The sequence below is a fragment of the Trinickia sp. HAY1-2D genome (assembly GCF_056754935.1).
In genome coordinates this window covers 130349-150064 of the sequence record NZ_JBPGWX010000001.1, presented here as the reverse complement: position 1 = coordinate 150064, position 19716 = coordinate 130349, and the positions used below count along the sequence as shown (strand labels likewise).

The following is a 19716-nucleotide window of genomic DNA, read 5'->3' as shown; positions in this document are numbered from 1 at the left end:
CGATCCGCTCCTTCAATGAAGTGGGCTGAAAGCGTCAGTCATTCAATCAGCGCACGCGGCCGAACGCGGGCATGACTTCGGAAATGAACAGCTCCAGCGACTTGCGCTTGCGCTCGAAGCTCATATGGCTATCGAGCCAGAAGCTGTATTGGTCGTAGCCCAGTTCCTCATAGCGCTTCAACCGATCGATCACCTGGCTCGGCTCCCCAATGACGAGGTTCTTCCGTATGGCTTCGGGCGAGTACTGTGGGAACATCTCGACGTCGGCCCCCGTGAGCGGCTCGATGAAACCTTGCTCGATCGGGCGTTCGTTCTTGAACCACTTGCTGAAGTACCGATAAAAGCGCGCCAGGTCCTCCACTGCTGCATCGACTTCGGCAGCGTTCGCCCCGACGAACGTATGCATCAGCATCATGACCTTCGGGCGCGGCACCTCCGGATGCGCGGCGCACGCCGCATTGAAACGCTCCATCAGGCTCGCGACTTCGGCGTCGCCCGCCGCCAGCGATGTCACCTGCACGTTGCAGCCGTTCGCCACAGCGAATGCATGCGAGTTCGGATCGCGTGCGGCGAGCCACATCGGCGGATGCGGCTGCTGAATGGGGCGCGGAACCGGCGTTGTCGCGGGCCATGACCAGAATTCGCCGCGATGCGCGTAGTCGCCCTGGAAGAGCTTGCGTAACGCCGGCACCAGCTCACGCATTCTCGCGCCGGCGCTCATCGCATCGAGCCCCGGCAAAAGGCGCTCGTATTCGAACGAATATGCCCCACGCGCAATGCCGAGGTCGAGCCGGCCGTTGCTCGCGACATCGACCATGCCCGCTTCACCCGCCAGCGCAATCGGATGCCAGAACGGCGCGATCACGGTGCCGGTGCCCAAACGGATGTGCTCGGTTTTCGCGGCGAGATACGACAGATTGACGAACGGATTCGGCGCGATCGTGAACTCCATCGCATGGTGCTCACCGATCCACGCTGTCTCGAACCCGCCGCGCTCGGCGATCTGCACGAGCTCGGTCAGCTGGTCGAACAGTTCGCGATGCGACGTCTTCGTGTCGTACCGCTCCATATGCAGGAACAACGAAAACTTCATGACTTGTCTCCTATCGCCTCGCAGCGATCCTTATCTGTAAGCCGGTTCAGTGCGTCGGCGCGAGCGGTTGCACCGTACCCGCTTCCGTATCGCCAACGTAGATGCCGAACGCATCCTCGCTACGCTCGCGCACGTAGCGCTCGAGCATCGAACGCACGGCATCGTCGCGAAAAGCGTCCCACGGTATCTGTGCCAACGGCACGATGCGCATGGCACCGCCCGATTGCGGCACGATGTCGTTTTTCACGCGGCCACGGTAATAAATCTGCACGCCCGGGGTCGGGCCGCCTTTCGCCTCGAACACCGCGAAAAGGAAGTCCAGATGGGCTTTTAGACCGAGCTTTGCCAATACGCCCTGCAGACTGCGAGGATCGCTTTCCGGTTCGAGCTTGACGCCCGTCGGCAAACGCAAACCTTCCGGCGTATCGAGCAACACCAAACCGTCCCGGTGCTCGAGAATCGCTCCGACTCGTGCACTCGGCCCCGCGGCGGCCAGAGCGTCGAGCGACAGACTGAAGTTCACATAGGCACCGCGGCAGTAACCGAGCGGCGACGACGCCGTGTGAAGGAAGTCGACGACGCGGCCAATCAGAATGATGTGATCGCCCGCGTCGACGACATCGTGCGTCGCGCAATCGAAGCTCGCCGCCGCGCCGTCCATCACGGGCGCACCCGTGACACGGGCGTGCCATGCCACTTGCGCGAACTTGTCCGGCGCCTTCGAGGCGAACACGCCCGATACGGCCTTCTGGTCCTCAGCGAGAACGCTCACCGCAAAATGGCGCGTCTGCGAAAACACCGCGTAGCTCGATGCCGTTTTCGCGATGCAAACGAGAATCAGCGGGGGATCGAGCGACACCGACGTGAACGAGTTGGCGGTGAACCCGCGCGGAGAGCCGTCCGGCTGAACCGTCGTCACGACGGTGACACCCGTCACGAACGCACCGAGTGCGCGGCGAAATTCGGCGATATCGATCGCCTGACCGTTGATCGACTCAGTCATTGCACCCTCCCCGGCCCATTGCGCCGATCGGCGGTCGCGCTTGCTTCGGAAGCGTCCCGCAGGAATTCGAGCAACCGTTCGTTCACTTGCGCCGGATCGGTCACGTTCATCATATGACGTTCATTCGCGATGATCTGGGCGCGACCGAACGGCGCGGCGGCCGCCATCGCCAGCGACATCGCCGGATTCGAATTCGCGTCGCATTCCCCGGTCAGGAAGAGTGCGGGCACGGCCAGGCCGGCGAGCCGCCCGACGTGTGCGTCGTCCGACCGCGCGAATAGACGATAGGTGCGCGCATAGCCGACCGGGTCGACCGACAGCAATAACGCCCGCACGGCCTGCGCCGCTTTCGTCAGATGAGCCGGCACCGGATCGCCGAACCAGCGAGCGAGTGTGGCATCGATACCCGCATCCTGCGGCGCATCGCCGAGATTTGCTGCGCGGCTCATGACCGCTTCGCGTTGCCCGGGCGAGCGATCGTAGACAGCGTTCAGGGCGGCGACGCTGCGTGTACGCAACGGATGCGCGAGCGCGAATTCAATTGCGACGAGCGCGCCCATCGAGTGACCGACTATATGTGTGCGCTCGATCCGCAGTGCGTCGAGCAGCGCCTCGAGTTGCGACGCGTACTCGTCAAGCGTCGGCTCGGCCGTCGGCAGCGCGCTGTCGCCATGGCCGAGCATGTCGTACGCGATGACCTGATAATGCGCGGCCAGCGCGTCGATCTGCGGCGCCCATACGCTGCGGTTCATGCCCACACCATGAATCAGCACCACCGTTTCGCACGCATCGCCGGTCTGCGGCGAATAAATGCTGTAGCTCGTATTCGCTGCGATGCCGCTCGTCGTGGCGCACTCGAGCGCACGTTCAATCTTCATTGGACTCGAGCTCCTTCAAGTCCTGATAGCGATCGCCGATGCGATGGTGCGGCCGTCCGCCGATGGAGGCGCCCAACGCGACGACGAGTTCGTCGTGCGCGGGGGCATCACAAATCGAGAATTGAACGGTCAGGTAGTGCGAACGCATACCTTCGTCATGCTTGTGCATCAGCGGAATCGAAATCGGACAGTTGGGGCCGCCGCGCAGGTTGGTGAAGCTCAGGTAGCTCTTCGCTCCGACTGCCTGCCGGTAGTGATTGCCGAATCGCAGCGTGTGGATCAGCGCCGAAGCGTGTTCGAGCTCGCCGGAAGTACCGACGACAGCCGCCTTGCCATAGCCTTCTACTGCGTCGCCAGATCCGGCGATGCGCAAAATCTCCGCCGTCAATAGCTCGCCGAGCTGCGGCGCGAGCGCTTGAATCTCCGGCTTCAAATCCTCGACGAAGCCTCGACCCGCCCACGGGTTGCGCAGTACAGCCGCAACACCAAATAACTTCAGCGGTCGAGCCGCCGTCTTGCCGCCTTCGATAAGCGTTTCTTCGATCGTGGTGACCACCTTGCGCACTTCGAGCTTCATAGCGTTCTCCTGCCGGGGCAAAGGCCCCGGGGGCCGTTGACTGAGATTATGGTATACCATCTTATTGCGTGAACGAGAGCACCGATATCATGGAATACCATGATATCGAGGAGCGATTCGGGAGCGGAGGGGTTGGCGTGGAACGCCGCCGGGCGGGGGGAAGTTAAGTAATAATACGGAATGCCAACGTGCCGCCGCGGGCTATCCGGTACGCAGCGCGCAGAAGACCGTCCACCCGTTACGCACCATGCCAGATCTGAAAATCGACCGAACGACCAAAACCCTGAGAGAGCTCACGCTCGACAAGCTGCGCGGCGCGATCGTCCAAGGCTACTTCAAGCCTGGCGCGCGCCTGGTCGAGCGAACGCTTTGTGAAGAACTCGGCGTGAGCCGGACCGTGGTGCGCGAAGTGCTTCGACACCTCGAAACCGAAGGCCTGGTCGAAATCGTTGCGCGGCACGGGCCGATCGTGGCAAGGCTCGATCCGAGCCAAGTGGGTGAGATCTACGAACTGCGGAGCCTGCTCGAGGCGCATGCGGCCGCGGCGTGCGCCGAGCGCGCCACACCTGCCCTCGTCGCTCGGTTGCGCGATACCCGCCGCATGATCGAAGCTGCATTCGCCTCGGGTGACGTTCCGCGCGTGCTCGAGCACACCGAGCAGTTCTACGATGCGATGTTCGAAGGCGCCGGCAAGCTCGTATCGCTAAGCGTCGTCAAATCGCTGAATGCGCGGATCAATCGGCTCAGGGCGTTGACCATCGCAACGCCGGGCCGCAAGGACGAATCGAATCGTGAAATGAACGCACTGCTCGACGCAATCGAACGCCGCGATGCGAAGGCCGCCTCGGCTGCATCGTGCGCGCACATCAAACGCGTGTCCGAGCTTGCGTTGAGCGCGCTCGCCCAACAGGAAGAAACGAGCGCCTGACAAAAATAAAACGCCCCGGCCGAAGAACTCGCCGGGGCGCCGCTGGAGCCGTCGCAAGAACGGCTCCGCCAAGATTACTCGATCAACGCTTATCGATCGGCTTCGCTTCGCGCGGGCCTTCACCGATGAAGAGCTGACGCGGACGACCGATCTTCTGTTCGGCCTCCGAAATCATTTCGTTCCACTGAGCGATCCAGCCGACCGTACGGGCCATTGCGAAGATGCAGGTGAACATCGACGTCGGGATGCCGAGTGCGCGCTGCACGATACCCGAATAGAAGTCGACGTTCGGGTAAAGCTTGCGCGAGACGAAGTATTCGTCCTCGAGCGCGATCTTCTCGAGCTGCATCGCCAGCTTGAAGAGCGGATCGTCATGCAGGCCCAGCTCTTCGAGCACTTCGTGGCACGTCTCGCGCATCAGCTTCGCACGCGGGTCGTAGTTCTTGTAGACGCGGTGGCCGAAGCCCATCAGCTTCACGCCCGAATTCTTGTCCTTCACCTGCTTGATGAACTCGGGGATGTTGTCGGGCGAGCCGATCTGCTCGAGCATGTTGAGCGCGGCTTCGTTCGCGCCGCCATGCGCCGGGCCCCACAGACAAGCGATACCGGCCGCGATACATGCGAACGGGTTGGCACCGGAAGAACCTGCCAGACGCACCGTCGAAGTCGATGCATTCTGCTCGTGATCCGCATGCAGGATCAGGATCCGATCGAGCGCGCGCACCAGCACGTCGTTGATCTTGTACTCCTCGCACGGGTTCGAGAACATCATCCGCATGAAGTTCGCGCTGTACGAGAGGTCGTTCTTCGGATAGACGAACGGCTGGCCGATGCTGTACTTGTAGGCCATGGCCACGAGCGTCGGCAGCTTGGCGATCATACGGATCGCCGATACGTCGCGATGATGCGGATTCGTGATGTCGAGCGAGTCGTGGTAGAACGCCGACAGCGCGCCAACCGATGCGACGAGAATCGACATCGGATGCGAGTCGCGACGGAACCCGCGGAAGAAGAACTGCATCTGCTCGTGCACCATCGTGTGACGCGTGACGGTGCCCACGAATTCGGCCTTCTGCGCCTTGGTCGGCAGCTCGCCTTTCAGCAGCAAATAGCACGTCTCGGGGAAATCCGCGACTTGCGCAAGCTCGTCGATCGGATAGCCGCGATAGAGCAGTTCGCCCTTGTCGCCGTCGATGTACGTAATGGCCGAATTGCACGATGCCGTCGACATGAAGCCCGGGTCGTACGTGAATTTGCCGGTCTGACCGTACAGTTTGCGGATGTCGATCACGTCGGGGCCCATCGTGCCCTTGTAAATCGGCAATTCGACGCTCGGCGAATTATCGCTGAACGATAGCGTGGCTTTAACATCTGACGGAGTCATGGCATCCTCAATCGAAGTTGGAACGGTTTTCCGATCATGCGCGCGCGGCGCCCCACAGCTGCGACGCTCACACAGCGCGCAAAAGCCCCAGCACCCGGACGACAGCCGGGTCGGAAAGTTCGCCTTCCGGTTCCTTGCGGGCGAGAAGCAAGTCCATCAGGTCGTTGTCGCTCAGCTCGAACAGGCGCGTCAAGGCACCCACGTCGTCGTCGCTGAGGCTCTGCTCGTAACGGCTGAAAAAACGCTCGAAGATAAGATCGTTTTCCAGCAGACCCCGCCGCGCGCGCCAGCGCAGGCGCGCGCGACGCAACGGGTCGGATTGATGCGCGGTGTCTTCCATCTCAAACGGTACGACGGACCATCAATTCCTTGATCTTGCCGATCGCCTTCGTCGGATTGAGGCCCTTCGGGCACACGTCGACGCAGTTCATGATCGTATGGCAACGGAACAGACGGTACGGATCTTCCAGATTGTCGAGCCGCTCGCCCGTCGCCTGGTCGCGGCTGTCCGCAATGAAGCGGTACGCCTGCAGGAGCCCCGCCGGGCCGACGAACTTGTCCGGATTCCACCAGAAGCTCGGGCACGAGGTGGAGCAACTCGCACACAAGATACACTCATACAGCCCATCGAGTTCGTCACGTTCCTCAGGCGATTGCAGACGCTCTTTCTCGGGCGGCGGCGTGTTGTTGATGAGGTACGGCTTGATCGAATGGTATTGATTGAAGAACTGCGTGAAATCGCAGATCAGATCGCGCACCACGGGCAGGCCGGGCAACGGGCGCAGCACGATCTTCTGCGGCAGGTCGTTCAGGTTGGTCAAGCATGCCAGACCGTTCTTGCCGTTGATGTTCATTGCGTCCGAGCCGCAGACGCCTTCGCGGCACGAGCGACGGAACGAAAGCGTTTCGTCGACGGCCTTCAGCTTGACGAGCGCATCGAGCAGCATCCGCTCATGCTCGAGTTCGAGCTCGTACGTCTGCATGCGCGGCGCTGCATCCTTATCGGGGTCGTAGCGATAGATTTCGAAAATTCGTTTTGCCATTTTCAGCTGTCCTTGGAATGGGCCGCGTTAGAACGTCCGCGCCTTCGGCGGCACCGATTCGACCGTCAGCGGCTTCATGTGCACAGGCTTGTAATCGAGGCGATCGCCTTCGCTGAACCACAGCGTATGCCGCAGCCAGTTGTCGTCGTCGCGGTGCTCGTAATCGCTTTGCGCGTGCGCGCCGCGGCTTTCCTTGCGGGCCTCGGCCGAGACTATCGTCGCGCGTGCCACTTCGATCAGATTGGCGAGCTCCAGTGCTTCGACGCGTGCCGTGTTGAACACCTTCGACTTGTCCTTCAGGTGCACATGATTGACGCGCTCGGCCAGCTCCTTGATCTTCTCGACGCCTTCGGCCAGCAGCTTCGAGGTGCGGAACACACCCGCGTGCGTTTGCATCGAGGTGCGGATGTCGCCGGCAATCGCCTGCGTATATTCGCCCGAGCTCGACTTGTCGAGCTTGTCGAGGCGCGCGAGCGCGAAGTCGGCGGCGTCGAGCGGCAGCGGCTTGTGCTCCTTGATGTCCTTGACGTGCTTGACGATATGGTTGCCGGCCGCACGGCCGAACACCACGAGATCGAGCAGCGAGTTCGTGCCCAAACGGTTCGCGCCATGGACCGAGACGCACGAACATTCGCCCACGGCGTAAAAGCCGTTGACCGGATCTTCGTGGCCGCGCGACGTACCGACGACCTGACCGTGGATGTTCGTCGGAATACCGCCCATCTGATAGTGGATGGTCGGCACGACGGGAATCGGCTCTTTGATGCAATCGACGTTGGCGAACTTCAGCGCGATCTCGCGGATCGACGGCAGACGCTTCATGATCGTCTCCGCACCGATGTGCGAGAGATCGAGCAGCACGTGGTCCTTGTTCGGGCCCACGCCGCGGCCTTCCTTGATCTCCTGGTCCATCGAACGCGAGACGAAGTCGCGCGGCGCGAGGTCCTTGAGCGTCGGCGCGTAGCGCTCCATGAAGCGCTCGCCGTTGGCGTTGCGCAAGATACCGCCTTCGCCGCGCACGCCTTCCGTGATCAGCACGCCCGCGCCGGCCACGCCGGTAGGATGGAATTGCCAGAACTCCATGTCCTGCAGCGCGATGCCCGAGCGGGCCGCCATGCCGAGACCGTCGCCCGTGTTGATGAACGCGTTCGTCGATGCCGCGAAAATACGGCCTGCACCGCCCGTGGCGAACAGCGTGCACTTGCCTTCGAGGATATAGACGTCGCCCGTTTCCATCTCGAGCGCCGTCACGCCGAGCACGTCGCCATCGGCGTCGCGGATCAGATCGAGCGCCATCCATTCGACGAAGAACTGCGTTTTCGCGGCGACGTTTTGCTGATAGAGCGTATGCAGCAGCGCGTGACCGGTGCGGTCGGCGGCCGCGCAAGCGCGCTGCACGGGCTTTTCGCCGTAGTTCGCGGTATGGCCGCCGAACGGGCGCTGATAGATCGTGCCGTCCGCATTGCGGTCGAACGGCATGCCGAAGTGCTCCAGTTCGTAGACGGCATTCGGCGCTTCGCGGCACATGAATTCGATCGCGTCCTGGTCGCCGAGCCAGTCGGAGCCCTTGATCGTGTCGTAGAAATGGTAGTGCCAGTTGTCTTCGCTCATGTTACCGAGCGATGCGCCGATGCCGCCTTGCGCGGCGACCGTATGCGAGCGCGTGGGGAACACCTTCGACAGCACGCAGACCGACAGGCCCGCGCGCGCGAGTTGCAGCGAAGCGCGCATTCCCGAACCGCCGGCGCCCACGATGACCACGTCAAAGCGGCGACGCGGCAGAGAATTCTTGATTGCAGCCATTCTTTTACACTCTCCAGAGAATCTGCGCAGCGTAGCCCGCACACGCGAGCAGCCAAACGATCGTCAGCGCTTGCAGCGTGAGACGCACACCGGTGGGCTTCACGTAATCCATCCAGATGTCGCGCACGCCGACCCAGGCGTGATAGAACAGCGAGAGCAGCGTGACGAAGGTCGCGAGCTTCATCCACTGCGTGGCGAAGATCGATGCCCAGCCCTCGTACGAGAAATCGCGCGCGCCGAAGAACCAGACGAGCAGGATGACGGTGTAGATCGCCATGATCGTGGCGGTGATGCGTTGCGCGAGCCAATCGCGCAAACCGTAATGCGCGCCTACGACAAGGCGCTTCGAGCCGATTCGATTATTGGCTGCCATTTCTCAGAATGCTCCGAACAGTTTGAGCGCGAAGGCGATCGTGAGGACCGACGAGACTGCGAACACGACGATGGAAGTGCGCTTGCCGCTCTCCTTCGAGACCGCATCGTGGTTCGTATCCATCAGCAAATGGCGGATACCGGCGCAGAAATGAAAGAGAAAAGCCCACGCGAGGACGAGGGTGATGAGCTTGACGAGGATGTTGGAGAGAAAGAGCTTGAAGACTTCGAAGCTCAGTTCGGAGGTGAGGCTTTGATCGAAGAGGTAGAGCAGAAACGGAAGGAATACGAACAATAGCGCACCGCTCACGCGGTGCAGGATCGATACACGCCCCGCCAGAGGAAGACGATACGCCGTCAATATCTGACCGATGCCGATGTTCCGGAACTCCGGCCTCGGCTTTTTTACGGCTTCTGCCATACTAGACCCCTACTATGTAGTCACACTAACCCGCGATTTTAGCGCCTTTTCATACCGCGGCGCAGCGAAAAACCTCGAACCCTGTTGCGGCGGCCGCCCGCGCGGATGCGGCGCCGAGCCGGACATGTCCCGCGCAGCACGGGTTTGGCAGCGCTTGGCAGCTCTTGGCAGCGCCACCGCAGCGCCTCAGCTCAGATCGTTCTGATAGTAGTACCCGGTTGTGACATACCAACCGCGGCGCACCTCGACCGCGCGATCGCCGTACGTATAGGACACGCGTTCCACGGACAACAGCGGAAATCCTGCCGGCACGCCGAGCAGTTCGGAAACCGGAGCCTCGGCCGCCACGGCGCGGATCTTCTCGGACGCGCGGATCATCCGCGTGCCGAACTCCGCTTCGAACATGGCGTAAAGCGGCCCCTTGTATTCGCTCAGCCGCTCGAACGTCAGGCCGCGAAACACGCCGCCGGGCAACCAGATTTCATCGAAAACCGTCGTCGCGCCGTCGAACTCGAGCAAGCGCCGGATCTGGACGACCGGATCGGACGGCTTCAATTCGAGTTGGCGCGCGATCTCGGCCGGCGCGCGCAAACGCCGGCACTCGAGCAGCCGGCTCACGTGCGCGTGCTCGGCGCCGTCATCGGCCAGCAATCGCAGAAAGCGGAACTGCGCGCGCTCTTCGTTGTGCGTCGCAACGAACGTGCCCTTGCCCTGACGGCGCACGAGCAGATTGTCGGCCGCGAGTTCGTCGATGGCCTTGCGGACCGTCCCCTGGCTCACCTTGTAGCGCACCGCCAGCTCGACCTCGCTGGGAATGATCTCGCCGGGCTTCCATTCGCCGGACTCGAGACTCTGCGTGATAAGTGCCTTGATTTGCCGGTAAAGCGGGCTGAACGTCGGCGAAGTGGCGTTCGCGGCCGGCCCGTCTTCGGGTTGGCCGTTCTGATTCGCAGCGCTCGCCTGGTTCGCATTCATGCCGCGCATTTCAACATAAACGCGGCTCGCGCGTCCAGGTCTTCGTATCGATTCATGTGTCTTATATAAGACATAAGATAAGGTTGACTTTGCTCCACTGCGCTCCTACACTCCAGCGCGAACCGCGAGGCGCGCCGCGTATCGGCATACCGCTCGCCCAGAGCCGCTCGGCCTACACGCTTCGCGTAACGCGCATAAAATGGCGTTTTCCTAGTCAAAACGCACCAACGCATCGTCCTGGAGAGTTCTCAATGGCTAAGTCCGCTAAGCGCGTTGCCGTCACCGGCGCCGCAGGTCAAATCGGTTACTCGCTGCTCTTTCGCATCGCCAACGGCGATCTGCTCGGCAAGGACCAGCCCGTCATCCTGCAACTGCTCGATCTGCCGCAAGCGCAAGCCGCCGTCAAAGGCGTCGTAATGGAACTGGAAGACTGCGCGTTTCCGTTGCTCGCGGGCGTGGTCGTGACTGACGACCCGAAGGTCGCCTTCAAGGATGCCGACGTCGCGCTGCTCGTCGGCGCCCGCCCGCGCTCGAAGGGTATGGAGCGCAAGGACCTGCTTTCCGCGAACGCCGAAATCTTCACGGTGCAGGGACGTGCACTGAACGAAGCGGCAAGCCGCGACGTGAAGGTTCTCGTGGTCGGCAACCCGGCCAACACCAACGCCTATATCGCGATGAAGTCGGCACCCGATCTGCCGAAGAAGAACTTCACCGCCATGCTGCGCCTCGATCATAACCGTGCGCTCTCGCAACTGGCCGCCAAGTCGGGCAAGCCTGTGGCATCGATCGAAAAGCTCGCCGTCTGGGGCAATCACTCGCCGACGATGTACCCCGATTTCCGCTTCGCGACGGCCGAAGGCCAATCGCTCACCAAGCTGATCAACGACGACGAGTGGAACCGCAACGTCTTCATCCCGACCGTCGGCAAGCGCGGCGCGGCCATCATCGAGGCGCGCGGCCTGTCGTCGGCCGCCTCGGCGGCCAATGCGGCGATCGATCACGTGCGTGACTGGATTCTCGGTACGAACGGCAAATGGGTCACGATGGGCATCCCGTCGGACGGATCCTACGGCATCCCCGAAGACATCGTGTACGGCGTGCCCGTCACCTGCGAGAACGGCGAGTACAAGCGCGTCGAAGGCCTTGAAATCGACGCTTTCTCGCGCGAAAAGATGGACTTCACGCTCAACGAACTGCTCGAAGAGCGCGACGGCGTTCAGCATCTGCTCGGCTGATCGCGGTCGATGCCCGGCGCGCCGGTCCGCCCGCGGCAGCGGGCGTGCAAAAACCGGTGCGCCGTGCCTGGGTAGTTCTTGCAGTGCGCGGCGCGCCGGCAGCATGCTTCGATAGACGCGCCGCCGCCCGCAAGACTTCGCAGTGGATTCGCGCGCGCTTTGGCTTTCATCCTTGCGTTCGAGCAGGTACCCCGCTGAAGCCCGCCCGAATCCGCTCTTGTTCACGACGACTGACGTTTTGTGACGCCGAAGATGCGCGCCCTCTCCCCCGCCGAAGTGTTGTTTGACGGCGAAGCTCCGCCGAGCGTCCTGCCCGTTTGCGACCACTATGCGGGCAGCGAAAAGCTGATGCTCAAATCGCTCGCGCTGCAGACCGAGCTCGGGCCGGTCTTCGATGTCACGCTCGATTGCGAGGATGGCGCGCAAGTCGGCCGCGAGGCCGAGCATGCCGAACTCGTGGCGTCGCTCATCGGCAGCGAGCACGACGCGTTCGGCCGCGTCGGCGTACGTATCCACGACTTCCATCATCCGCATTGGCGCGACGACGTGCGGCTCATCCTGCGCGCCGCGAAACGCGCGCCGGCCTACATCACGCTGCCGAAGATTCGCCATGTCGCCGATGCGGCCGAGATGTGCGCATTCATCGAGGCCACGCGGCGTGAGCTCGGCATCGCTTCACCGATCCCGACGCAACTGCTGATCGAGACGCACGGTGCACTCGCGCATGTCTTCGAGCTGGCCGCGCTGTCCACCGTCGAGGCCCTGTCGTTCGGCCTCATGGATTTCGTCTCGGCGCATGACGGTGCCATTCCCGATACGGCCATGCGCTCGCCGGGACAGTTCGACCATCCGCTCGTGCGGCGCGCCAAGCTCGAAATCGCAGCGGCGTGCCATGCCCACGGATGCGTGCCTTCGCACAACGTGAGCACCGAGGTGCGCGATATGAGGATCGTCTCAGCCGATGCGGAGCGGGCACGCGACGAATTCGGCTACACGCGCATGTGGAGCATCCATCCCGCGCAAGTTCCGGTCATCGTCGCCGCGTTCGCGCCGCGCGACGAGGCCATCGCGCTCGCCGCCGAGATTCTGCTTGCAGCGCAGGCCGCGCAGTGGGGACCGACGCGTCATGGCGACACGCTGCACGACCGCGCGAGCTACCGCTACTACTGGTCCGTACTGCGCCGCGCGCAAGCGACGGGCAAAACGCTTCCAATAGAAACAGCATCGTTTTTCGCGGGGCCGGCCAAATAGGAGAAAATAGCGACCGCCGTGTCTCAAAAGACGCGGCCACCTGAGGTCGACCCCCGTCCCAATTGACGGTGAAATACCGACCCAGGCCCGTTTCCGTCTCAAAGTTACTCGAAAGGTCTCGATTCCCATGAAGAAATTGCTGCTTGCTTCCCTCATCGGCACGCTGTCCGCCACGATGCTGCTGGTCAGCGCCGACGCGGCCGCCCAGACGAGCACCCATTCGGCCACGGTGAAGAAGCCGGCGCCGAAGCACCGCATCGTCAAACGCAAGCCGGGCGCCACGCCCGCGAAAGCCGATCCCATCGAAGAGGGCTCGGTCGAATGGTCGTGCGCTGAAAGCCAGCACTTCGAGCTCAAGGGCGACATGAAGCGCGACCAGATCGTCACCGTGCACTGGGGCACCAAGAACTACAAGCTGCCGCGCGAAACGACGACGACGGGTGCCGATCGCTTCCACGATGCCGCGACGGGCATGGACCTCGTCGTGATCCCGACGAAGGCCATGCTGTTCTCCGACAAGGACAGCGCGCGCCTCGCTGACGAGTGCAAGACCGCGTCGATGACGCAAGGCGAGCCGGCACCCACGCAAAGCACCGCCATCCAGAAGTCGAACTGAGCGCCAGGGCGCCAGCCTTCCTCCATGTCCGCCGCGATCGAAAACGTCAGGCCAGAGCCCGATCAGGTGCTGGCCGACATCGTCGACTATGTCCTGAACACCAGGATCGACAGCGCGCTTGCGCTCGATACCGCGCGCAATTGTCTGCTCGATACGCTCGGCTGCGGACTGGAGGCGCTTTCCTATCCGGCCTGCACCAAATTGCTCGGGCCCATCGTGCCGGGCACGATCGTACCCAACGGGGCGAAGGTGCCCGGCACGCAGTTCCAGCTCGACCCGGTTCAGGCCGCCTTCAACATCGGCGCGATGATCCGGTGGCTCGATTTCAACAACACCTGGCTCGCCGCTGAATGGGGCCATCCCTCCGATAATCTCGGCGGCATCCTGGCCGTGGCCGATTGGCTCTCGCGTACCGCCGTCGCCGCCGGGCGGGCCCCGCTCGTCATGCGCGACGTGCTCGTCGCCATGGTGAAGGCCCACGAGATCCAGGGCGTCGTCGCGCTCGAAAACGCGTTCAACCGCGTCGGTCTCGATCACGTGCTGCTCGTCAAACTGGCATCGACAGCCGTGGTGGGCCAGATGCTCGGCCTGACGCGCGACGAATTGATCAACGCCGTCTCGCTCGTGTTCGTCGACGGTCACGCGCTGCGTACCTATCGGCATGCTCCGAATACGGGCTCGCGCAAGTCGTGGGCCGCGGGCGACGCCACTTCGCGCGCCGTGCGGCTCGCGCTCATCGCCAGGACCGGCGAGATGGGTTACCCATCGGCACTGACCGCGAAGACCTGGGGCTTTTACGACGTCCTGTTCAAAGGCAACGCATTCCGGTTTCAGCGTCCGTACGGCTCGTACGTGATGGAGAACGTGCTGTTCAAGGTCGCGTTTCCGGCCGAATTCCATGCGCAGACCGCCGTCGAAGCGGCCATGACGTTACACGGGCGCCTGCGCTCGAGCGGCAAGCGTGTTGCCGACATCGCCAGGATCACGATCCGCACACATGAAGCGGCGCTTCGCATCATCGACAAAAAAGGCCCGCTCGCGAATCCGGCCGATCGCGATCACTGCATTCAGTACATGGTCGCCGTACCGCTCATTTTCGGGCGCCTGACGGCGGCCGATTACGAAGACGCGCTCGCGGCCGATCCGCGTATCGATGCGTTGCGCGCGAAGATCGAATGCGTCGAGGATCCGCAGTTCACGAAGGATTATCACGATCCCGACCAACGTTCGATCCCCAACGCGTTGACGATCGTCTTCGACGACGGTTCGGCGCTCGACGAAGTCGTCGTCGAATACCCGATCGGACACAAACGCCGCCGAGCCGAAGGCATCCCGCTGCTCGTCGAGAAGTTCAGGATGAATCTCGCGCGGCGGTTTCCCGGCAAGCAGCAGCAAGCGATTCTCGACGTCTCGCTCGATCAGGCACGGCTCGAAGCCATGCCGGTTCACGAGTACGTCGACCTCTATGTGATTTAGCGCCAGGCATGCAATGGTTTCAACGTATCAACATCAGGTTTCAGAAACGTCATAACGTCATTTCCTCGCTCCAAACCTAGGAAAAACCATGGCCCATAACCTCCACAACACGCTCAAGGAATTCGATAGCGGAAGCGGCAAAGGCAAGTTCTATTCGCTGCCGGAACTCGGCCGCGCCCTGAACGTCGAGATCGATCGTCTGCCGATATCGATCCGTATCGTGCTCGAATCGGTGCTGCGCAATGTCGACGGCAAGAAAGTTTCCGAGGAGCACGTCGCGCAACTCGCCAATTGGAAGCCGACCGCCGCGCGCGTCGACGAAATCCCGTTCGTTGTCGCGCGTGTGGTGTTGCAGGACTTCACTGGCGTGCCGCTGCTCGCCGATATCGCCGCGATGCGTGGCGTGGCCAAGCGCACGGGCAAGGACCCGAAGGCGATCGAACCGCTCGTGCCGGTCGATCTCGTCGTCGACCATTCCGTTCAGATCGATTATTACCGTCAGAAGGACGCGCTCGATCTGAACATGAAACTGGAATTCCAGCGCAATAACGAGCGCTATCAGTTCATGAAGTGGGGCATGCAGGCGTTCGATACGTTCAAGGTCGTGCCTCCGGGCGTCGGCATCGTGCACCAGGTCAACCTCGAATATCTCGCGCGCGGCGTTCACAAGAAGGCCGAGGGCGGCGATACCGTTTATTACCCCGACACGCTCGTCGGTACGGACAGCCACACCACGATGATCAACGGCATCGGCGTGGTGGGCTGGGGCGTCGGCGGCATCGAGGCCGAAGCCGGCATGCTTGGGCAGCCCGTGTATTTCCTGACGCCGGACGTTGTCGGCGTCGAGCTCAAGGGCAAGCTGCGCGAAGGCGTGACCGCCACGGACCTCGTGCTCACGATCACCGAATTGCTGCGCAAGGAGAAGGTCGTCGGCAAGTTCGTCGAATTCTTTGGCGACGGCACCGCTTCGCTGACGCTGCCGGATCGCGCGACGATCGGCAATATGGCGCCGGAGTATGGCGCGACGATGGGCTTCTTCCCCGTCGACGAAAAGACGATCGCCTATTTCAAGGGCACGGGCCGCACCGAGGCCGAAATCGCCGCCTTCGAAAACTACTTCAAGGCCCAACAGCTCTTCGGCATTCCAAAGGCTGGCCAGATCGACTACACGAAGGTCGTGACGCTCGATCTCGCCACCGTTGCGCCGTCGCTCGCCGGTCCGAAGCGTCCGCAGGACCGCATTGAAATCGGCAACGTGAAATCGACGTTTGCCGATCTGTTCTCGAAACCTGTCGGCGAGAACGGCTTTGCGAAGAAGCCCACCGACCTCGACGCGGCGTACAAGACGTCGAACGGTATTGCGTTGAAGAACGGCGACGTGCTGATCGCGGCGATCACCTCGTGCACGAATACGTCGAACCCGAGCGTGCTGCTGGCTGCCGGCCTGCTCGCGAAGAAGGCTGTCGAAGCCGGCTTGACCGTTGCTCCGCACATCAAGACATCGCTCGCGCCGGGTTCGCGCATCGTCACCGAGTATCTGACGAAGACCGGGCTCTTGCCCTACCTGTCGACGCTCGGCTTCGAGCTGGCCGCATACGGCTGCACGACGTGTATTGGTAATGCGGGCGATCTGACGCCCGAGCTCAACGAAGCGATTACGACGAACGATGTCGTGGCGGCAGCCGTGTTGTCGGGCAACCGCAACTTCGAGGCGCGCATTCACCCGAACATCCGCGCGAACTTCCTGGCTTCGCCGCCGCTCGTGGTGGCTTATGCGATCGCCGGCACGATCACGCGCGATCTCATGACCGAGCCTGTCGGCAAGGGCACGGGCGGCAAGGACATCTATCTCGGCGATATCTGGCCGTCGAGCGAGGAAGTCAACGCGCTGCTCAAGTTTGCGCTCGACGCGGATGCCTTCCGCACCAATTACTCGCAATTGACGAAGGACGGCGACCTCTGGAGCAAGATCGAAGGCGAGGAAGGCCAGGTTTACGATTGGCCGAAGTCGACCTACATTGCGGAGCCGCCGTTCTTCGGCAGCGAGTTCTCGATGCGGCCGGCGGACTCGATTCCGGCCATCACGGGCGCGCGCGCCCTCGGCGTCTTCGGCGATTCGGTGACGACCGACCACATCAGCCCTGCCGGCTCGATCAAGGAAGACTCGCCGGCCGGCAAGTGGCTGAAGGCGAATGGCGTGCAAAAGGCCGACTTCAACAGCTACGGCTCGCGCCGCGGCAATCATGACGTCATGATGCGCGGCACGTTCGCGAATGTGCGGATCAAGAACCTCATGATTCCGCCGAAGACTGACGGGACGCGCGTGGAAGGCGGCTTGACGATTCACCAGCCGAGCGGCGAGCAGCTCTCCATTTACGATGCGGCGATGAAGTACATCGACCAAGACACGCCGACTATCGTCTTTGCGGGCGAAGAGTACGGCACGGGCTCGTCGCGCGACTGGGCCGCCAAGGGCACCCAACTGCTGGGTGTGAAAGCTGTCGTTGCACGCAGCTTCGAGCGGATTCATCGCTCGAATCTCGTCGGCATGGGTGTGCTTCCGCTGCAGTTCAAGGGATCGGACAGCGTGCAATCGCTCGGCATCACGGGCGAAGAGACGTACGATATCGAGGGTCTCGGAGCCGACTTCAAGCCGCAGCAGGAGGTCACGCTCGTCATCCATGGCAAGGATGGCAAGACGCAGCGCGTGCCGGTGTTGTTGCGCATCGATACGCCGATCGAAGTCGACTACTACAAGCACGGCGGGATTCTGCCGTACGTGCTGCGCTCGTTGCTGGCGGCGTAACCTTCGCAACGTTGTCCGCAGGCGCCGCGCCCGGTCCGGGCGCGGCGATATGTGTCCATGACAAAACTCTCATCACCGAGCGCACCGCTCGTCGGCGTACCCCATGCGCGCGAAGCGGTTCGTGCGCTGCGACCTTCGCAAATCCGCGAGGTGGCCAACGCAGGCTTCGGAAATCCCGACGTATTGCCGTTCTGGTTCGGAGAGTCGGATCGCGCCACGCCACGATTCATCCGCGATGCGGCGTGCGCCGCGCTGGCTGCCGGCGATACCTTTTACACGCACAACCTCGGTATCGCGCCATTGCGCGAAGCAATAGCTCGCCACGTATCGGCCTGGCATGGTCCGACCGATGCTGGCCATGTTGCGGTCACGAGCGCTGGCGTCAACGCGCTGATGCTCGCATCGCAACTCGTCGTCGGCGCGGGCGACAAGGTCGTCGCGGTCACGCCGCTTTGGCCGAACATCGTCGAAATGCCGAAAATTCTGGGCGCTTGCGTCGAGACGGTGTCGCTCGAGTACGGCGCAAACGGTTGGCAGCTCGACGTCGATCGCCTCATCGGAGCACTGACCCCCGATACGCGCCTCGTCATCATCAATTCACCCGACAACCCCTCGGGCTGGGTGATGCCGCGCGAGCAGCAGCAAGCGGTACTCGATCACTGCCGGCGGCACGGAATCTGGATCGTCGCCGATGAAGTCTATGAGCGTCTCTATTACGACGACGCTCGTGAGGACGTCTGTGCGCCGTCTTTTCTCGATCTGGCGTCGCGGGACGAGCGGGTCATCTGCGTGAACTCGTTTTCGAAGGCTTATCTGATGACCGGGTGGCGCCTCGGCTGGCTCGTCGCCCCGGCATCGCTGATGGACGACCTCGCGAAGCTCATCGAATACAACACGTCGTGCGCGCCGGCGTTCGTGCAACAGGCAGGGATCGCTGCCCTGGGCGACGATGGGCAGACCCCTCGTACGCTCGTACGCGCGTTGCGCGCGTCGCGCGATCATCTCGTTGCGGCGCTGCGGGCTCTGCCCGGTATCGATGCCGCGTCGCCGCCCGGCGCCATGTATGTCTTTTTCTCCATGCCGGGCGCGAAGGAGAGCCTTGCACTATGCAAAGCGCTGGTACGCGAGGCGGGGCTCGGTCTCGCGCCGGGAAGCGCATTCGGGCCCGAAGGCGAAGGATTCGTGCGCTGGTGCTACGCATGCGATGTAGAGCGGATCGATGCGGGGATTGCGCGCCTGAAAAGATTCCTCGAATCGCACCGGTGACGGCGGTCGTGCGTCAATAGTTTTGAACATACGGAAACTATTGACGCAGGTCCCGGGATGAACTATAAGTTTCCATATTCGCAAAACTATGCGCTGCACGCTGGGCGTGAGGCGATTGTTTCGTTATATGGAAACTTTCGCCCACGGCCTTTTGGTTCGTCATCGTTTTTACATCGCGCGATCATGGCTCGAACATTGTCCAGACCTGACTTCTCCGCCATTCCCTGGGCGCGAGACCTTCTGGCGTTGGGTCGGCTGGTGCGCAACAAACGCCTCGAACAGTCCATGCGCATCGACGACGCGGCGGCGCTAATCGGCGTCTCGGTGAACGTCCTGTCGCGCCTCGAGAATGGACACCCGGTGGGCGCCGACCGACTCTTCAGGATATTGGACGGATTGGGGCTCAACATGCTCGTGGTCTCCAAGGCAGACTCACCGCTAGCACTTCGTGCACTTAGCGACGTTTCGAGTCAGACCGTGGGATGTGCGTCGAACTGAGCGTAGCGCCGTTGACCAGCGAAATGCGCTCACCCTCCCAGAGCACCTGCAGTCAATCCTCTCGAATTGGCCGATTTCGCGACATTCGCCT

General features: G+C 62.3%; 19 protein-coding genes. 8 read left to right on the top strand and 11 right to left on the bottom strand.

Annotation, left to right across the window (positions count from 1 at the left end; all coding sequences use genetic code 11):
- Positions 1 to 46: 46 nt before the first annotated feature.
- Genes ACR9ZC_RS00675 through ACR9ZC_RS00660 form a run of 4 tightly spaced genes read right to left on the bottom strand, consistent with a single transcriptional unit; the run spans position 47 to position 3551 of the window.
- Positions 47 to 1093 (bottom strand): LLM class flavin-dependent oxidoreductase, encoded by a 1047-nt coding sequence (locus tag ACR9ZC_RS00675; protein WP_481578702.1) that lies wholly within the window; start codon positions 1091 to 1093, stop codon positions 47 to 49.
- 46 nt (positions 1094 to 1139) lie between these two features.
- Positions 1140 to 2096, bottom strand: a complete 957-nt coding sequence (locus ACR9ZC_RS00670) for a flavin reductase family protein (protein WP_481578701.1) — start codon at positions 2094 to 2096, stop codon at positions 1140 to 1142.
- Positions 2093 to 2974 (bottom strand): alpha/beta fold hydrolase, encoded by an 882-nt coding sequence (locus ACR9ZC_RS00665; RefSeq protein WP_481578700.1) that lies wholly within the window; start codon positions 2972 to 2974, stop codon positions 2093 to 2095. Before ACR9ZC_RS00665 ends, ACR9ZC_RS00670 begins: the two co-directional genes overlap by 4 nt.
- The gene (locus tag ACR9ZC_RS00660; RefSeq protein WP_481578699.1) at positions 2964 to 3551 is read right to left on the bottom strand and encodes an amino acid synthesis family protein; all 588 of its coding nucleotides are present in this window, start codon (positions 3549 to 3551) and stop codon (positions 2964 to 2966) included. Before ACR9ZC_RS00660 ends, ACR9ZC_RS00665 begins: the two co-directional genes overlap by 11 nt.
- 247 nt (positions 3552 to 3798) lie before the next feature.
- Here ACR9ZC_RS00660 and ACR9ZC_RS00655 point away from each other — a divergent pair, with 247 nt between their 5' ends.
- Complete coding sequence (locus tag ACR9ZC_RS00655) at positions 3799 to 4479, top strand: GntR family transcriptional regulator (RefSeq protein WP_481578698.1); 681 nt, start codon at positions 3799 to 3801, stop codon at positions 4477 to 4479.
- A gap of 82 nt (positions 4480 to 4561) precedes the next feature.
- On the opposite strand, the gene gltA is transcribed toward ACR9ZC_RS00655, so the two are convergent.
- The 7 genes from gltA to ACR9ZC_RS00620 all read right to left on the bottom strand — a co-directional run bounded on the left by gltA (position 4562) and on the right by ACR9ZC_RS00620 (position 10486).
- The gene (gltA, locus tag ACR9ZC_RS00650; RefSeq protein ID WP_331568632.1) at positions 4562 to 5863 is read right to left on the bottom strand and encodes a citrate synthase; all 1302 of its coding nucleotides are present in this window, start codon (positions 5861 to 5863) and stop codon (positions 4562 to 4564) included.
- Positions 5864 to 5930: 67 nt separating this feature from the next.
- A complete protein-coding gene (locus tag ACR9ZC_RS00645; RefSeq protein WP_173256624.1) occupies positions 5931 to 6203 on the bottom strand; it encodes an FAD assembly factor SdhE in 273 nt (90 codons plus the stop codon).
- A 1-nt stretch (position 6204) separates the two neighbouring features.
- Positions 6205 to 6906 carry a succinate dehydrogenase iron-sulfur subunit gene (locus ACR9ZC_RS00640; protein WP_481578697.1) on the bottom strand — a complete coding sequence of 234 codons (702 nt, stop codon included), beginning with the start codon at positions 6904 to 6906 and terminating at the stop codon, positions 6205 to 6207.
- A 27-nt stretch (positions 6907 to 6933) separates the two neighbouring features.
- Positions 6934 to 8709, bottom strand: coding sequence for a succinate dehydrogenase flavoprotein subunit (gene sdhA / locus ACR9ZC_RS00635; protein WP_481578696.1), 1776 nt, complete (start codon positions 8707 to 8709; stop codon positions 6934 to 6936).
- 4 nt (positions 8710 to 8713) lie between these two features.
- On the bottom strand, positions 8714 to 9082 hold the full coding sequence (sdhD, locus tag ACR9ZC_RS00630) for a succinate dehydrogenase, hydrophobic membrane anchor protein (protein WP_173256621.1): 369 nt from the start codon (positions 9080 to 9082) through the stop codon (positions 8714 to 8716).
- Positions 9083 to 9085: 3 nt separating this feature from the next.
- Positions 9086 to 9502: a succinate dehydrogenase, cytochrome b556 subunit gene (gene sdhC / locus ACR9ZC_RS00625; protein WP_331568626.1), complete on the bottom strand. Its 417-nt coding sequence runs from the start codon at positions 9500 to 9502 to the stop codon at positions 9086 to 9088.
- A 186-nt stretch (positions 9503 to 9688) separates the two neighbouring features.
- The gene (locus tag ACR9ZC_RS00620; RefSeq protein WP_481578695.1) at positions 9689 to 10486 is read right to left on the bottom strand and encodes a GntR family transcriptional regulator; all 798 of its coding nucleotides are present in this window, start codon (positions 10484 to 10486) and stop codon (positions 9689 to 9691) included.
- A gap of 242 nt (positions 10487 to 10728) precedes the next feature.
- Between ACR9ZC_RS00620 and ACR9ZC_RS00615 the strand changes: the two genes are divergently transcribed.
- From ACR9ZC_RS00615 to ACR9ZC_RS00585, 7 genes are all read left to right on the top strand, one after another.
- The gene (locus ACR9ZC_RS00615) at positions 10729 to 11712 is read left to right on the top strand and encodes a malate dehydrogenase (protein WP_331568622.1); all 984 of its coding nucleotides are present in this window, start codon (positions 10729 to 10731) and stop codon (positions 11710 to 11712) included.
- 252 nt (positions 11713 to 11964) lie between these two features.
- A complete protein-coding gene (locus ACR9ZC_RS00610; protein WP_481578694.1) occupies positions 11965 to 12963 on the top strand; it encodes an HpcH/HpaI aldolase/citrate lyase family protein in 999 nt (332 codons plus the stop codon).
- 127 nt (positions 12964 to 13090) lie between these two features.
- The gene (locus tag ACR9ZC_RS00605) at positions 13091 to 13579 is read left to right on the top strand and encodes a hypothetical protein (protein WP_331568618.1); all 489 of its coding nucleotides are present in this window, start codon (positions 13091 to 13093) and stop codon (positions 13577 to 13579) included.
- Positions 13580 to 13603: 24 nt separating this feature from the next.
- Positions 13604 to 15055, top strand: a complete 1452-nt coding sequence (locus ACR9ZC_RS00600; protein WP_481578693.1) for a bifunctional 2-methylcitrate dehydratase/aconitate hydratase — start codon at positions 13604 to 13606, stop codon at positions 15053 to 15055.
- 88 nt (positions 15056 to 15143) lie between these two features.
- Positions 15144 to 17861 (top strand): aconitate hydratase AcnA, encoded by a 2718-nt coding sequence (gene acnA / locus ACR9ZC_RS00595; protein ID WP_481578692.1) that lies wholly within the window; start codon positions 15144 to 15146, stop codon positions 17859 to 17861.
- A gap of 57 nt (positions 17862 to 17918) precedes the next feature.
- Positions 17919 to 19127, top strand: a complete 1209-nt coding sequence (locus ACR9ZC_RS00590) for a pyridoxal phosphate-dependent aminotransferase (RefSeq protein WP_481578691.1) — start codon at positions 17919 to 17921, stop codon at positions 19125 to 19127.
- Positions 19128 to 19184: 57 nt separating this feature from the next.
- Complete coding sequence (locus ACR9ZC_RS00585) at positions 19185 to 19625, top strand: helix-turn-helix domain-containing protein (RefSeq protein WP_481578690.1); 441 nt, start codon at positions 19185 to 19187, stop codon at positions 19623 to 19625.
- The last annotated feature ends 91 nt before the right edge of the window (positions 19626 to 19716 follow it).

Coding starts and splice junctions, on each gene's coding strand:
- ACR9ZC_RS00675 (WP_481578702.1), bottom strand. CDS start 1,093: ATGAAGTTTTCGTTGTTCCTGCATATGGAGCGGTACGACACGAAGACG.
- acnA (WP_481578692.1), top strand. CDS start 15,144: ATGGCCCATAACCTCCACAACACGCTCAAGGAATTCGATAGCGGAAGC.
- ACR9ZC_RS00645 (WP_173256624.1), bottom strand. CDS start 6,203: ATGGAAGACACCGCGCATCAATCCGACCCGTTGCGTCGCGCGCGCCTG.
- ACR9ZC_RS00665 (WP_481578700.1), bottom strand. CDS start 2,974: ATGAAGATTGAACGTGCGCTCGAGTGCGCCACGACGAGCGGCATCGCA.
- ACR9ZC_RS00615 (WP_331568622.1), top strand. CDS start 10,729: ATGGCTAAGTCCGCTAAGCGCGTTGCCGTCACCGGCGCCGCAGGTCAA.
- ACR9ZC_RS00620 (WP_481578695.1), bottom strand. CDS start 10,486: ATGCGCGGCATGAATGCGAACCAGGCGAGCGCTGCGAATCAGAACGGC.
- ACR9ZC_RS00610 (WP_481578694.1), top strand. CDS start 11,965: ATGCGCGCCCTCTCCCCCGCCGAAGTGTTGTTTGACGGCGAAGCTCCG.
- sdhA (WP_481578696.1), bottom strand. CDS start 8,709: ATGGCTGCAATCAAGAATTCTCTGCCGCGTCGCCGCTTTGACGTGGTC.
- ACR9ZC_RS00585 (WP_481578690.1), top strand. CDS start 19,185: ATGAACTATAAGTTTCCATATTCGCAAAACTATGCGCTGCACGCTGGG.
- ACR9ZC_RS00600 (WP_481578693.1), top strand. CDS start 13,604: ATGTCCGCCGCGATCGAAAACGTCAGGCCAGAGCCCGATCAGGTGCTG.
- ACR9ZC_RS00655 (WP_481578698.1), top strand. CDS start 3,799: ATGCCAGATCTGAAAATCGACCGAACGACCAAAACCCTGAGAGAGCTC.
- ACR9ZC_RS00640 (WP_481578697.1), bottom strand. CDS start 6,906: ATGGCAAAACGAATTTTCGAAATCTATCGCTACGACCCCGATAAGGAT.
- sdhD (WP_173256621.1), bottom strand. CDS start 9,082: ATGGCAGCCAATAATCGAATCGGCTCGAAGCGCCTTGTCGTAGGCGCG.
- ACR9ZC_RS00660 (WP_481578699.1), bottom strand. CDS start 3,551: ATGAAGCTCGAAGTGCGCAAGGTGGTCACCACGATCGAAGAAACGCTT.
- sdhC (WP_331568626.1), bottom strand. CDS start 9,502: ATGGCAGAAGCCGTAAAAAAGCCGAGGCCGGAGTTCCGGAACATCGGC.
- ACR9ZC_RS00670 (WP_481578701.1), bottom strand. CDS start 2,096: ATGACTGAGTCGATCAACGGTCAGGCGATCGATATCGCCGAATTTCGC.
- ACR9ZC_RS00590 (WP_481578691.1), top strand. CDS start 17,919: ATGACAAAACTCTCATCACCGAGCGCACCGCTCGTCGGCGTACCCCAT.
- ACR9ZC_RS00605 (WP_331568618.1), top strand. CDS start 13,091: ATGAAGAAATTGCTGCTTGCTTCCCTCATCGGCACGCTGTCCGCCACG.
- gltA (WP_331568632.1), bottom strand. CDS start 5,863: ATGACTCCGTCAGATGTTAAAGCCACGCTATCGTTCAGCGATAATTCG.